This window comes from Mycolicibacterium sp. Y3, from assembly GCF_051188035.1.
Lineage (GTDB): Bacteria > Actinomycetota > Actinomycetes > Mycobacteriales > Mycobacteriaceae > Mycobacterium > Mycobacterium fluoranthenivorans.
Map to the genome: position 1 here is coordinate 916,805 of NZ_JAVQLT010000001.1, position 12,223 is coordinate 929,027.

Consider the following 12,223-nt stretch of genomic DNA (forward strand, 5'->3'; position numbering starts at 1 on the left):
ACGGGCCGGTGATGACGCACGGGGGCGGGGACATTCCCTTTGGGTCTGGCTGCTTTGTGGTCTGTCTGATCGCAACCGTATGCAGTCTCACGTGCCGCACCTACTGTGGCGGCGTGCGGTTATTCCTGGCAGACGATGCGTGGAGCGAGTTGACGTCCGGTGCCGAGCCGGTGGTGCGGGTGACGGCTGCCGACCTCGGGCAGGCCCGGCGGGCCCGAGCCCGGTTGCGGGGCGGCCCCGAACGGGTCGCGGTGATTCTCGACATCGAGGTCACCGTGGCCGCGCACGGTGATGTCCGGGCGGCCTACGCGTCGCTCGACGGCAAGACCGCGGGCGTCCGGTACGCCGGAACCGTGGACGGGCTGGCCGGGCTGATTGCCGATATCGAATCGGCCGAGGTCGCCGACGGGGTGACGCTGGTCGCGGCGGCCTCCCCGCAGGACCTGCGCGGGCTGGGCGAGGACGTGTTGCGCAGGCTCGCCGAGCGGGGTCGTATCTCGGCCTGAGTCCGCACCATCGACAATTCAATTCATGCATTAGTGCGCGCCAAAATAGTCTTGGACATGAATTGATTGGGGTCCTAGCGTTGAACGCGTGACCACCCAACTGACCGCCCGCCCGACCGGCCAGATGCTCATCGCCGGCAACCCCGTCGCCGGAACCGGTACCGAAATCCGCGGATTCAATCCCGCCACCGGCCAGACGTTGGAGCCCGCCTACCGCTACGGCGACGAATCGCATGTGGACAGCGCCTGCACCGCCGCCGCCGAGGCGTTCGGCCCGTACCGGGCGACCACCTCGGAGCAGCGCGCCCAGTTCCTGGAGACGGTGGCCGCGAGCATCGAGGCGATCAAGACCGAATTGGTGGAGCGCGCCGTCGCCGAGAGCGGGCTACCCGAGCCGCGGATCGCCGGCGAGGTCGGCCGCACCACCGGCCAGCTGCGGCTGTTCGCCGCGGTGCTGCGCGAGGGCAGCTGGAACGGCGCGCGAATCGACCCGGCTCAACCCGACCGCAGCCCGCTGCGGCGTCCGGATATCCGGCAGCGCGAGGTGCCGCTGGGTCCCGTCGCGGTGTTCGGCGCGAGCAACTTCCCGCTGGCGTTCTCGGTCGCCGGTGGCGACACCGCCTCCGCGCTGGCCGCCGGCTGCCCCGTGGTGGTGAAGGCGCACGACGCCCATCCGGGCACCTCGGAGCTGGTCGGGGCGGCCATCGCGCGCGCCGTCGTACAGAGCGGGATGCCCGCGGGCACCTTCTCGCTGTTGTTCGGCTCAGGCCCCGGGCTGGGTGTCGCGCTGGTCGCCGACCCGCGCATCAAAGCCGTCGGATTCACCGGATCACGCTTTGCCGGAATGGCTTTGGTGGCCACGGCGGCCGCTCGACCGGAGCCCATCCCGGTGTATGCGGAGATGAGTGCCGTCAACCCGGTGTTCCTGCTCGACGGTGCGCTGCGTGCGCGTGGTGCCGAGATCGGCGCGGCGTTCGTCGGGTCGCTGACCATGGGGTCCGGTCAGTTCTGCACCAACCCCGGGCTGGTGCTCGCGGTGGACGGTCCCGGCGTGGATGACTTCCTGACCGCGGCCGGCACCGCGCTCGCCACGGCCGCGGCGACCCCGATGCTCACTCCGGGTATCGCCGCGAGTTACGCCAAGGGAGTGGACACGTTGCGCGCAGTGTCCACCGAGGAAGCCCGTGGCCAGGCGGCCGCCAGCGAGACCTATTGTCAAGCCGCCTTGTTCAGCACGGACGCGGCGACATTCCTGGCCACCGAGGCGCTGCAGGCCGAGGTGTTCGGAGCCTCGAGTGTGCTCGTGCGGTGCGCCGATATCGAGGAGATGGTGGCCGTCGCCGCCGGCCTGGAAGGCCAACTGACGGCCACCGTGCACGCCGAGGAATCCGACTATCAGGTGGCGGCCGAGCTGTTGCCCGTGCTGGAGCTCAAAGCCGGGCGCATTCTGTTCAACGGCTGGCCCACCGGGGTCGAGGTCGGGCATGCCATGGTGCACGGCGGGCCGTACCCGGCGACATCCGACTCGCGCACCACGTCGGTGGGGGCCAGGGCGATCGAGCGTTTTCTGCGTCCGGTGTGTTACCAGGATGTCCCCGACGCCTTGCTGCCCAGCGTCATCGCCGACGGCAATCCCGACGGTGTGTGGCGCCGGATCGACGGCCAACTCACCCACGACTGACGTCAATGACCGAACTCTCGAGGAGTACTCCCATGCTTGATGGTGTCCTGTTCTTTCCCGTCACCCCCTTCACCTCCCACGGCGAGGTCAATCTCGAAGCCCTGGCCGCGCATATCGCCAAGGGTGTCGACGCCGGCCCCGGTGGGGTCTTCGTCGCCTGTGGCACAGGTGAATTCCACGCGCTGGAGACCCAGGAGTTCGCCGGGGTGGTGCGTACCGCGGTGGTGGTCACCGGTGGCCGGATCCCGGTGTACGCCGGTGCGGGCGGATCGCTGGCGCAGGCCAAGGTGTTCGCGAAGGCCGCCGCCGACGCCGGTGCGGACGGATTGCTGCTGCTGCCACCGTATCTGGTGACGATGTCGCAGCAGGGTCTGGTCGACTACACCCGCGAGGTCGCCGCCGCCACCGAGCTACCGGTCATCGTCTACAACCGCGGCAACGCCCGTTACACGGAAGCGTCCGCGGTCGAGGTGGCCCAGATCCCGAACGTCGTCGGATTCAAGGACGGCACCGGTGACGTGGACCGGGTGGCGCGTATCGTGCGCGCCGTCACCGACGCACTTGCGCCGTCGGGCAAGGCATTCCAGTTCTTCAACGGTCTGCCCACCGCGGAGGTGTCCCAGCAGGCCTACCGCGCGATCGGGGTGACGCTGTACTCGTCGGCGACCTTCGCCTTCGCTCCGGAACTGGCGCTCGCCTACTACCGGGCGCTGGAGGACGGAGACGAGGCGACCCTGGCCGCGCTGCAGCGCGAGTTCTTCCATCCGCTGGTGCGGCTGCGTGACACCGTGCCGGGCTATGCCGTCTCGCTGGTCAAGGCGGGGGTGACGATGGAAGGTATCGACGCCGGACCGGTGCGCGCTCCACTGGTGATGCCCTCACCCGAGCACCTGAGCGAGCTCACCCAGATCGTCAAAGCCGGCCGCGCGGTGCTGTGATGGCGCCCGCGACGATACGGATCACCGGCGCTGACATCACCCCGGTCGCCTTCGTCGACCCGCCCCTGCTGAACACCGTCGGGGTGCACCAGCCGTATGCGTTGCGGGCGATCATCGAACTGCGCACCGACGCCGGCTTGGTGGGTCTGGGGGAGACCTACGCCGACACCCGGCACCTGGCCCGGCTGAACGCCGCGGCCGAGGCGATCACCGGGCTGGACGTGTTCGCCCTCAATGCTATTCGAGCCGCCATCGCCGACCGTCTGCGCGGCGACGACGCCGCGGTGGGCACCGCGGGGATGATCACCACCGCCAGCGCCGTCGACCAGGTGTTCTCACCGTTCGAGGTGGCCTGCCTGGATGTGCAGGGGCATGCCACCGGCCGTCCGGTGTCGGATCTGCTGGGCGGTGCCGTGCGCGACGCGGTGCCGTTCAGCGCCTACCTCTTCTACAAATGGGCGGCGCATCCTGGAGGAGAGCCCGACCAGTTCGGCGAGGCGCTCGACCCGGACGGTCTGGTCGCCCAGGCCCGGCGGATGATCGGCGAATACGGTTTCACCGCAATCAAGCTCAAGGGTGGGGTGTTCCCGCCCGAGGAGGAGATGGCGGCCATCGAGGCGCTGCACGAGGCGTTCCCGGACCACCCGCTGCGGCTGGACCCCAATGCCGCGTGGACGCCGCAGACCTCGGTGAAGGTGGCCACCGGGCTGGCCGGGATCCTGGAGTACCTGGAGGACCCCACGCCGGGTATCGACGGGATGGCCGAGGTGGCGGCGCAGGCGCCGATGCCGTTGGCCACCAACATGTGTGTGGTCGCGTTCGACCAGCTGGCCCCGGCCGTCGCCGCGGGTGCGGTGAAAGTGGTTCTTTCCGACCACCATTACTGGGGCGGCCTGCACCGGTCCCGGCTGCTCGCCGGGATCTGCGAGACGTTCGGGCTCGGGTTGTCCATGCATTCCAACTCGCATCTGGGGATCAGTCTGGCCGCGATGGTGCACCTGGCCGCCGCGACGCCCAACCTCACCTACGCCTGCGACACGCACTGGCCCTGGAAGACCGAAGATGTGATCGCGCCGGGCGTGCTGAGCATCCGCGACGGCAGCGTGGCCGTCCCGGTCACCCCGGGTCTGGGTGTCGAACTGGACCGAGAGGCACTGGCTGCGCTGCATGAGCAGTACCTGCGGTGCGGGATCCGCGACCGCGATGACACCGGCTACATGCGCAGCGTCGACCCGACCTTCGCGGCGGTCAGCCCACGCTGGTAGCGGCCCGGACCCGCATAGACTGCATCGATGTTCTCGCTGGCCCGGCTGTCCTGCTTCATCGCCGTCGCCGAGGAGCTGCACTTCGGCCGGGCCGCCGAACGGCTGCACATGACGCAGCCGCCGCTGAGCCGGCAGATCCAGCAGCTGGAGGCCGAGCTGGGCGTGCAGTTGATCGACCGCACCACCCGCTCGGTCATGCTCACCCCGGCCGGTATCGCGTTCCTGCCCGATGCCCGCCGCATCCTGCAACTGGCCGAGAGTGCCGCGCTGACCGTCAAGCGGGTGCCCGCGGGTGATCTGGGCACCGTGGTCGTCGGATTCACCGCGGCGTCGGCGCACGCGGTGTTGCCGCGCCTGCTGGAACGCACCAGGGCGAAGCTTCCCGATGTGAAACTCGAACTCCGCGAAATGGTTTCAGCCGCCCAGATCGAGGGGTTGATGACCGGCGAGATCGACCTGGGGATGGCCCGGCCACCGCTGAAACGGCCGGGCATCGTGTCCCGGCCACTGCTGCACGAGCAGCTGGTCGCGGCGCTGCCCGCCGAGCACCCGCTGGTCGGGCAGGCGCGTCAGCTGACCCTTAACGACCTGGACGGCCAGGACGTGATCATGTACTCGCCGATCCAGGCCCGCTACTTCAACGAACTGCTCATCAGCGCCTTCACCATCGCCGGTGCCACACCGCGGTACGTGCAGTTCGTGACACAGGTGCACACCATGCTGGTACTGGTGCGCTCCGCGATCGGGATAGCGCTGGTGCCCGCGTCGGCGGCCACCCTGCATCCCGAGGGCGTGGTGTTCCGGTCCATCGGGGCGTTCCGGGAGCGCCCGGTCGAACTCGATGCGGCCTGGCGCGGGGACAGCACCAACCCGGCGCTGCTGCGGCTGCTGCGCGATGTGCTGCCCGCCCGTGAGTGGACCACCGATGATCTGGTGGAACTGCACACCTGACCGCGTTGCGCGCGTCCTCAGACGCGCGCGGCGGGCTGCAGCACCGGTGTCACCAACTGTCCGGTGGCCAGGAACTCGTCCAGATTGCGCAGCGTGAGGGCTTCCATCGCGGCCCGGGTCTCCACCGTGCCGCTGCCGACATGCGGCAACAGGACCACGTTGTCCATCCGCAGCAGTTCCACCGGGACGTTCGGTTCGTCGACGAACACGTCCAGGCCCGCACCGGCCAGCCGTCCGGCACCGAGTGCGGCCACCAGTGCGTCCTCGTCGACGACGCTGCCGCGGGCGATGTTGATCAGGTAACCCTGCGGCCCCAGTGCCTCCAGGACGTCGGCGTCGATGAGGCTGCGGGTGCCGCTGCCGCCGGCCGCGGCCACCACCAGGACGTCGACGTCGCGGGCCAGCTCGACCGGCGACACGGCGTAGCGGTACGGCGAATCGGCCACCCGGTGGCGGTTGTGATAGCTGATGGTGCAACCGAAAGCGCTGAGCCGCTTGGCGATTGCGCCGCCGATACGGCCCATCCCGATGATGCCGACGCGGGAGTTGCTGACCTGGCGGGTCAGTGGGTAGTTGCCGTCGACGGGCCAGCGGCCGGCCCGTAGGTAGCGGTCGGCATCGGTGAACCGGCGCAGCACGTCGATCATCAGCCCCACGGCCGTGTCGGCGACGCAGTCGGTGAGCACATCCGGGGTGTTGCTCACCCCGACACCTGCGGCGGCCGCCGCATCGACATCGGTGGTGTCGTACCCGACCCCGAAGTTCACCACCGCGCCCAGCGCGGGCAGTGCCGACATCAGGGCGGCGTCCACCCCGGTGCGGCCCGAGGTCACCACGGCGGTGACGTGGGCACCATGGGTGGTCAGGAAGCCGGCGCGTTCGGCGGGGTCCTCAGGCAGGACCAGGGCGTCGTACTCGGTGCGCAGCGTCTCTGCCAGGGAGGGCTTGAGCGGTCCGACCTGCAGGATGCGTGCGCTGTCGGGAACGGAACGGGGCATGGTGGTGCCTTTCTCTTCGCTCACCACGCTAAGGATGCCCGGGAATACCTGTCCAACACGGAAATAGCATGGGTTGATGCTGAACCCGCATAACAGGCCAAACCCTGGTGGCTTGCGGGTATCAAAGTCCGCTCGTTCGGGATAAAGCGCCTGTTCAAGTGGCAAAAATGCGGCGCCGAACGGACGTCGGACGAGACCGGAAAACACTGAATTCGCCCTTTTGGCCGGGGTTGACGGGTTTCCGGACCCACTCCTACGGTGTGTCTACCGTCACAGATTCCGTCCACATACATGGACATCACACGGAACAGCCCTTTCCGAACCGGAGGATCAGATGGCCGCAACTTCGCCCGCCCGCCTGCGCATGACCGCGCTGGCCCTGGCGGGTGCCGTCCTGCTCACCGGCGGCTGCACCGTCGCCAACTCGGGCCACGGCGGATACGACCCGGACACCCTGCGCCTGGTCATCTCGCAGGAGCCGCCGACGTTGGAGCCGTGTGAGAGCTCGCTGACCTCGACGGGCATCGTGGTGCGTTCCAACATCACCGAACCGCTCATCGAACGCGAGCCCGACACCGGTGACCTGCAACCGCTGCTGTCCACCGGCTGGCGGCAGAATTCGCCCACCGAATGGACCTTCGACATCCGGTCCGGGGTCACCTTCTCCAACGGTGCGCCGTTCACCGCCGCGGACGCGGCCTTCGCGATCGACCGGGCCGTCAACTCGGACCTGCAGTGCAATGTCGACGGCTACGTGTTCGGCGACGAGAAGCTGAAGCTGGCCACCCCGAACGACAACACCTTGACCATCACCACCGAGAAGCCGGATCCGATTCTGCCGCTGCGTATCTCGTTCGTGGAGATCGTGCCCCGCGGCACCAGCATGACGGAGAAGGTGCGCGAACCCATCGGCACCGGCCCGTACGCCATCGCCGACTGGGAGTACGGCCAGAAGCTGGTGCTGGCGCGCAACGACCGGTACTGGGGTGCCAAACCCGCTTTCGGGCACGCCGAATATCAGTGGCGCAGCGAGGGCAGCGTGCGCGCAGCGATGATCACCAACGACGAGGCCGACATCGCCACCTCTCTGGGCCCCGAGGACGGCGCCGGCGACCGGGGCGTCCCGTTCCAGAACAACGAGACCACCGCCCTGCGGATGCAGGCGGGCGAGGCGCCGCTCAACGACATCCGGGTACGCCAGGCCGTCAACTACGCCGTCAACCGGACCGGAATCGTCAAGGCATTGTTCCGCGGCCTCGGCGATCCGGCCTCGCAACTCATCCCCAAGGGTGTGGTCGGTTACAACGATCGGTTGGCCCTCTGGCCACACGATGCCGACAAGGCCAAAGCTCTTGTCGCCGAGGCGAAGGCGGACGGCGTGCCGGTGGACAGGCAGATCCGGCTGATCGGGCGTACCGCCCAGTTCCCGAAGATCGCCGAGACCATCGAGGTCCTGCAGAGTGAGTTCACCGAGATCGGCCTCAACGTCAAGATCGAGATGATGGACACCGCGGGCCAGCTGCAGTACCAGCTGCGGCCCTTTCCGGAGAACACCGGGCCGTACCTGCTGATGATCCAGCACGGTAACCAGGCCGGTGACGCCGCCTTCACCATGGACCAGTACATGCTCTCCGACGGCCCGCAGAGCGCCTACGGCACACCGGAATTCGACGCAAAGATCCGAGCCGCAGAAGCCCTCACCGGTCAGGCCCGCCAGGACGCGTTCGCCACCCTGTTCGCCGAGGAGCCGCAGCAGATCATGCAGTTCGCCTATATCGCCCACATGAAGGGGATCATCGGCCTCGCGCCCCGGATCCACTACACCCCCAACTCCGCCACCGGTGACGAGATGCGCCTGGCCGAGATGACCAAGGCCGGCAACGGCTCTGACCTGTCCGACAGGAGCTGAACCCGATGTTCTCCTTCGTCAGGCGCCGCATGTACACCAGCACCATCCCGCTCGTCATCGTGTTGCTCGGGGTGTTCCTGCTGGCCCGACTCACCGGTGATCCCACCAACCTCTACCTCCCGGAGTCGGCCACCGCGGCCCAGCGTGAGGCGTTCGCGCAGTCACACGGATTCGATCGACCGATGATCGCGCAGCTGATGGACTACTTCAAAGGCGTGCTGCACCTGGACTTCGGCACCTCACTGCGCACCGGTGAATCCGCCTCGGAGATGGCGCTGCGCGCCTTCCCGGCCACCCTGCAACTGGCGGTGACCACCATGGCGCTCGCGATCGTCGGCGCCGTCATCGTCGGATGCTGGGCGGCGTACCGGCCGAACTCCTTGGCCGACCGCTTTTCCAGCCTGCTGTCCATGACGGCGGCCAGCATCCCCGACTTCTGGTTCGCGATCACCGGGGTCTGGCTGTTCGCGGTGCTGCTCGGGGTGCTACCGACCTCGGGTACCGACGCCGGCGTGCTGTCCTGGATCCTGCCCATCGCCACCCTGATGATCCGTCCGCTCGGCGTGCTCACCCAGGTGGTGCGAGGCGCCATGGTCTCGGCGCTGTCGGCCCCGTACGTCCGGCTGGCCCGCAGCAAGGGCGCCGGCGATTTCCGGGTGGTCACCCACCACGCGCTGCGCAACGCCGCCGCACCGGCGCTGACAGTGGCCGGCGACCTGGCCGTCGGCCTGATCAACGGTGCGGTGGTGGTCGAGGCCATCTTCGGCTGGCCGGGTATCGGAAAGCTGATGATCGACGCGATCCTGCAACGCGACTTCGCGGTGCTGCAGGCTGCGGTGCTGCTCACCGCCGTCAGCATCTTCCTGCTCAACATCCTCATCGACGCCTGTTACGCGCTGCTGGACGCCCGCGTCCGGGAACCGGCAAAGGTTTAGGACAACAACATGACTCAGATCGATCTCGTACCGGTCAAACCCACCACCGCCGTCGTCGGCGAACCGGCGACCACACCGAACGCCCGCTCCACGTGGATGCGCCTGCTGCTCAACGACCGGGTGGCCACCGTCGCCGCGGTGGTCCTCGGCCTGGTGATCCTCACCGCCGTCTTCGGCCCGATGCTGATGGGCGGGCTGGCCACCCACATCGACCTGGACAACTCCAATCAGCCGCCGTTCACCCTGGCGCACGGCTGGGCCAACATCCTGGGCACCGACCCGCTGGGCCGCAGCATGCTGGCCCGCCTTGTGGTGGCCTGCCGCACCACGCTGTCGGTGGCGATCCCCGCCGTGGTGATCTCGGCCGTGGTCGGTTCGGTGATCGGCATGTGGGCCGGCTACCACCGCGGCTGGCGGGAGACGGTGGCCATGCGGGTGGCCGACGTCATCATGAGCTTCCCGTCGCTGCTGCTGGCAGTCGTCGTGCTCTATGTGTTCTCGCCGAGCGCGGCCAATATCGTGCTGGTGCTGGCCATCACCCGCATCCCGGTGTATCTGCGTACCGCCCGGGCCGAATCCGCCGAGCTGTCCAGCCGCGTATTCGTCGACGCGGCAAGGACATTCGGCGCCAGCGGTTCGTCGATCATCATCCGGCATGTGCTGCCCATCGTGTTGCCCACCCTGCTCACCGTGGCCACCCTGGACTTCTGCTACGTGATGCTGGCGGAGAGCTCACTGAGCTTCCTGGGCATCGGCATCCAGCCGCCGGACGTCAGCTGGGGCCTGATGGTCGCCCAAGGCCGGACCTACCTGCACACCGCCTGGTGGCTGTCGTTCTTCCCCGGCGTGGCCATCGTCATCACCACGGTCTCGGCCACCATCCTGGCCGCCTGGGCCCGTATCGCCACCGATCCCGGGCAGCGGTGGCGGCTCACCGTGCCGAACCGGTTCCCGTCGCTTCGCTTGCCCAGGCGAGAACGCCTGTCCCGCTTCACCAAAACCGGAAAGCGCCTCTCATGAAAGGCACCGTGATGACCGCCGTGGTAGAACAGCCGCCCGTCGCCACCCACCCCGATGCCGACCCGGCGCTGCGGGTCGACGGATTGACCGTCGACATCCGCACCATCACCGGCACGGTCCGCGCCGTCGACCATGTGTCGTTCACCGCCCACCGCGGCGAAACCCTGGCGCTGCTGGGGGAATCCGGCTGTGGCAAGTCGATGACCGCCACCGCACTGGTCGGGCTGCTGGAGCCGGTTGCCGATGTGGTGGCGGGTTCGGCGCGGGTCGGCGACACGGATGTCCTCGCGGTCGATCGCAAGACCCGGCGCAAGCTGGCCGGTCCGGAACTGGCCATCGTGTTCCAGGATGCGCTGACGGCGCTGAACCCGCTCTACACCGTGGGCACCCAGTTGGCCGAGCCGTTCCGGATCCACCACGGGATGAAGGCGAAAGAGGCCAGGCGCAAGGCGATCGAGCTGATGGCACGCGTGGGTATCCCGCAGCCGCAGGAGCGGATCAACTCCTACCCCCATCAGTTCTCCGGCGGGATGCGCCAGCGACTGCTCATCGCGATGGCCGTCGCGCTCAACCCCCGCGTGCTGATCGCCGACGAGCCCACCACCGCACTGGATGTCACGGTGCAGGCGCAGATCATGGCGCTGCTGAAAAGCCTTCGCGCTGAGTTCGACATGGCCGTCGTACTGATCACCCACGACCTGGCGCTCGTCGCCGAAGAGGCCGACCGGGTCGCGGTGATGTACGCCGGCACCGTCGTCGAGACCGGGCGGGTATCGGAGGTGTTCGCCGATCCCAAGCATCCCTACACCAAGGGCCTGCTGGACTCCGTCCCGGTCAGCGCCGAACGCGGCGCCGAGCTGAAATCCATCGGCGGGTCGCCGCCGGACCTGCATTCCATCCCGCAAGGCTGTGTCTACCAGGACCGCTGCCCCCTGGTGCGCGAGCCGTGCCGGGACACCCGCCCGGAACTGGCCGCGGTCGGGCCGACGCGGCAATCCGCATGCCACTTCTCCGGGGAGGTCCAGAATGTCTGACCAACTGCTGTCCGTGCGCGGGCTGGCCAAGAGCTTCCGGGCGGCAGGGGGCAAGAAGCTGCGCGCCCTGGACGGTATCGACCTGGACCTGCGCCGCGGCGAAACCCTGGGCCTGGTGGGCGAATCCGGCTGCGGCAAGTCCACCCTGGCGCGCACGCTGATGATGCTGGAGCAGCCGGACGCCGGCACCGTCAGCTTCGACGGGATCGACCCGTATCGGTTGCGCGGCAAGGATCTGCTGAAATTCCGTCGACGCGTGCAGATGGTCTTCCAGGATCCGTACGCCTCGCTGAACTCGCGGATGACGGCGGCCGAGATCATCGCCGAGCCGTGGCGCACCCACAAGACGCTCCACCCGTCCCGCAAAGACCGCGATATGCGGGTGCGGGGGCTGCTCGACATGGTCGGGCTGGGCGCCAAGGCTTTCGGCAAATACCCCCAGGAGTTCTCCGGCGGCCAGCGCCAGCGGATCGGCATCGCGCGGGCACTGGCACTGAACCCGGACATCATCATCTGCGACGAACCCGTCTCCGCATTGGATCTCTCGGTGCAGGCTCAGGTGCTCAACCTGCTCAACGACCTGCAGCGGGAACTGAAGATCTCCTACGTGTTCATCTCGCACGACCTGTCGGTGGTGCGACATGTCGCCGACCGGGTCACCGTGATGTACCTGGGCCGGATCATCGAAACCGGGCCCACCGAAGCGGTGTTCGACCACCCCGAACATCCGTACACCGCCGCGCTGATGTCGGCCGCCCCGAAACTGCATGCCGCACAGCGTGCAGACCGCATCCTGCTCACGGGGGAAGTGCCGTCCCCGTTGAACCCGCCGTCGGGCTGCCGGTTCCGCACCCGCTGCGCGCATGCCACCGAGATCTGCGCGAGCCAACGACCCCCGCTGGCACTGGACCCGACGGTGGCCGGGCACTCCGCGGAATGCCACCATCCGCTCGGCGCATCGACAGCGCTGTCACACAGCGCGTGAG

Annotated in this window: 11 protein-coding genes; 10 read left to right on the plus strand and 1 reads right to left on the minus strand. The window is 68.3% G+C overall.

From position 1 onward, the window contains the following. Positions 1 to 113 precede the first annotated feature (113 nt). The 5 genes from QN239_RS04465 to QN239_RS04485 all read left to right on the plus strand — a co-directional run bounded on the left by QN239_RS04465 (position 114) and on the right by QN239_RS04485 (position 5,341). A complete protein-coding gene (locus QN239_RS04465) occupies positions 114 to 506 on the plus strand; it encodes a hypothetical protein (RefSeq protein WP_499008340.1) in 393 nt (130 codons plus the stop codon). A 124-nt stretch (positions 507 to 630) separates the two neighbouring features. Next, positions 631 to 2,187: an aldehyde dehydrogenase (NADP(+)) gene (locus tag QN239_RS04470; protein WP_499016581.1), complete on the plus strand. Its 1,557-nt coding sequence runs from the start codon at positions 631 to 633 to the stop codon at positions 2,185 to 2,187. Between the two features lie 32 nt (positions 2,188 to 2,219). After that, positions 2,220 to 3,125, plus strand: coding sequence for a 5-dehydro-4-deoxyglucarate dehydratase (locus QN239_RS04475; RefSeq protein WP_499008341.1), 906 nt, complete (start codon positions 2,220 to 2,222; stop codon positions 3,123 to 3,125). Further along, complete coding sequence (locus tag QN239_RS04480) at positions 3,125 to 4,390, plus strand: glucarate dehydratase family protein (RefSeq protein WP_499008342.1); 1,266 nt, start codon at positions 3,125 to 3,127, stop codon at positions 4,388 to 4,390. Before QN239_RS04475 ends, QN239_RS04480 begins: the two co-directional genes overlap by 1 nt. Positions 4,391 to 4,417: 27 nt before the next feature. Next, positions 4,418 to 5,341: a LysR substrate-binding domain-containing protein gene (locus QN239_RS04485; protein WP_499008344.1), complete on the plus strand. Its 924-nt coding sequence runs from the start codon at positions 4,418 to 4,420 to the stop codon at positions 5,339 to 5,341. Positions 5,342 to 5,358: 17 nt separating this feature from the next. On the opposite strand, the gene QN239_RS04490 is transcribed toward QN239_RS04485, so the two are convergent. Beyond that, entirely contained in the window at positions 5,359 to 6,339 is a 981-nt protein-coding gene (locus QN239_RS04490; protein ID WP_499016583.1) for a 2-hydroxyacid dehydrogenase, read from the minus strand. 334 nt (positions 6,340 to 6,673) lie between these two features. Here QN239_RS04490 and QN239_RS04495 point away from each other — a divergent pair, with 334 nt between their 5' ends. Genes QN239_RS04495 through QN239_RS04515 form a run of 5 tightly spaced genes read left to right on the plus strand, consistent with a single transcriptional unit; the run spans position 6,674 to position 12,222 of the window. Then, complete coding sequence (locus QN239_RS04495; protein ID WP_499008345.1) at positions 6,674 to 8,248, plus strand: ABC transporter substrate-binding protein; 1,575 nt, start codon at positions 6,674 to 6,676, stop codon at positions 8,246 to 8,248. Positions 8,249 to 8,253: 5 nt separating this feature from the next. After that, a complete protein-coding gene (locus QN239_RS04500; protein ID WP_499008346.1) occupies positions 8,254 to 9,183 on the plus strand; it encodes an ABC transporter permease in 930 nt (309 codons plus the stop codon). A gap of 9 nt (positions 9,184 to 9,192) precedes the next feature. Next, positions 9,193 to 10,203, plus strand: coding sequence for an ABC transporter permease (locus QN239_RS04505; RefSeq protein ID WP_499008347.1), 1,011 nt, complete (start codon positions 9,193 to 9,195; stop codon positions 10,201 to 10,203). 11 nt (positions 10,204 to 10,214) lie between these two features. Then, positions 10,215 to 11,237 (plus strand): ABC transporter ATP-binding protein, encoded by a 1,023-nt coding sequence (locus QN239_RS04510; protein WP_499008348.1) that lies wholly within the window; start codon positions 10,215 to 10,217, stop codon positions 11,235 to 11,237. Further along, positions 11,230 to 12,222, plus strand: a complete 993-nt coding sequence (locus QN239_RS04515) for an ABC transporter ATP-binding protein (protein WP_499008349.1) — start codon at positions 11,230 to 11,232, stop codon at positions 12,220 to 12,222. Before QN239_RS04510 ends, QN239_RS04515 begins: the two co-directional genes overlap by 8 nt. Position 12,223 lies beyond the last annotated feature (1 nt).

Excerpts from the sequence above, each read along its gene's own strand:
- QN239_RS04470 (WP_499016581.1), top strand. The coding sequence starts at position 631 with ATGCTCATCGCCGGCAACCCCGTCGCCGGAACCGGTACCGAAATCCGC.
- QN239_RS04475 (WP_499008341.1), top strand. The coding sequence starts at position 2,220 with ATGCTTGATGGTGTCCTGTTCTTTCCCGTCACCCCCTTCACCTCCCAC.
- QN239_RS04480 (WP_499008342.1), top strand. The coding sequence starts at position 3,125 with ATGGCGCCCGCGACGATACGGATCACCGGCGCTGACATCACCCCGGTC.
- QN239_RS04485 (WP_499008344.1), top strand. The coding sequence starts at position 4,418 with ATGTTCTCGCTGGCCCGGCTGTCCTGCTTCATCGCCGTCGCCGAGGAG.
- QN239_RS04490 (WP_499016583.1), bottom strand. The coding sequence starts at position 6,339 with ATGCCCCGTTCCGTTCCCGACAGCGCACGCATCCTGCAGGTCGGACCG.
- QN239_RS04495 (WP_499008345.1), top strand. The coding sequence starts at position 6,674 with ATGGCCGCAACTTCGCCCGCCCGCCTGCGCATGACCGCGCTGGCCCTG.
- QN239_RS04500 (WP_499008346.1), top strand. The coding sequence starts at position 8,254 with ATGTTCTCCTTCGTCAGGCGCCGCATGTACACCAGCACCATCCCGCTC.
- QN239_RS04505 (WP_499008347.1), top strand. The coding sequence starts at position 9,193 with ATGACTCAGATCGATCTCGTACCGGTCAAACCCACCACCGCCGTCGTC.
- QN239_RS04510 (WP_499008348.1), top strand. The coding sequence starts at position 10,215 with ATGACCGCCGTGGTAGAACAGCCGCCCGTCGCCACCCACCCCGATGCC.
- QN239_RS04515 (WP_499008349.1), top strand. The coding sequence starts at position 11,230 with ATGTCTGACCAACTGCTGTCCGTGCGCGGGCTGGCCAAGAGCTTCCGG.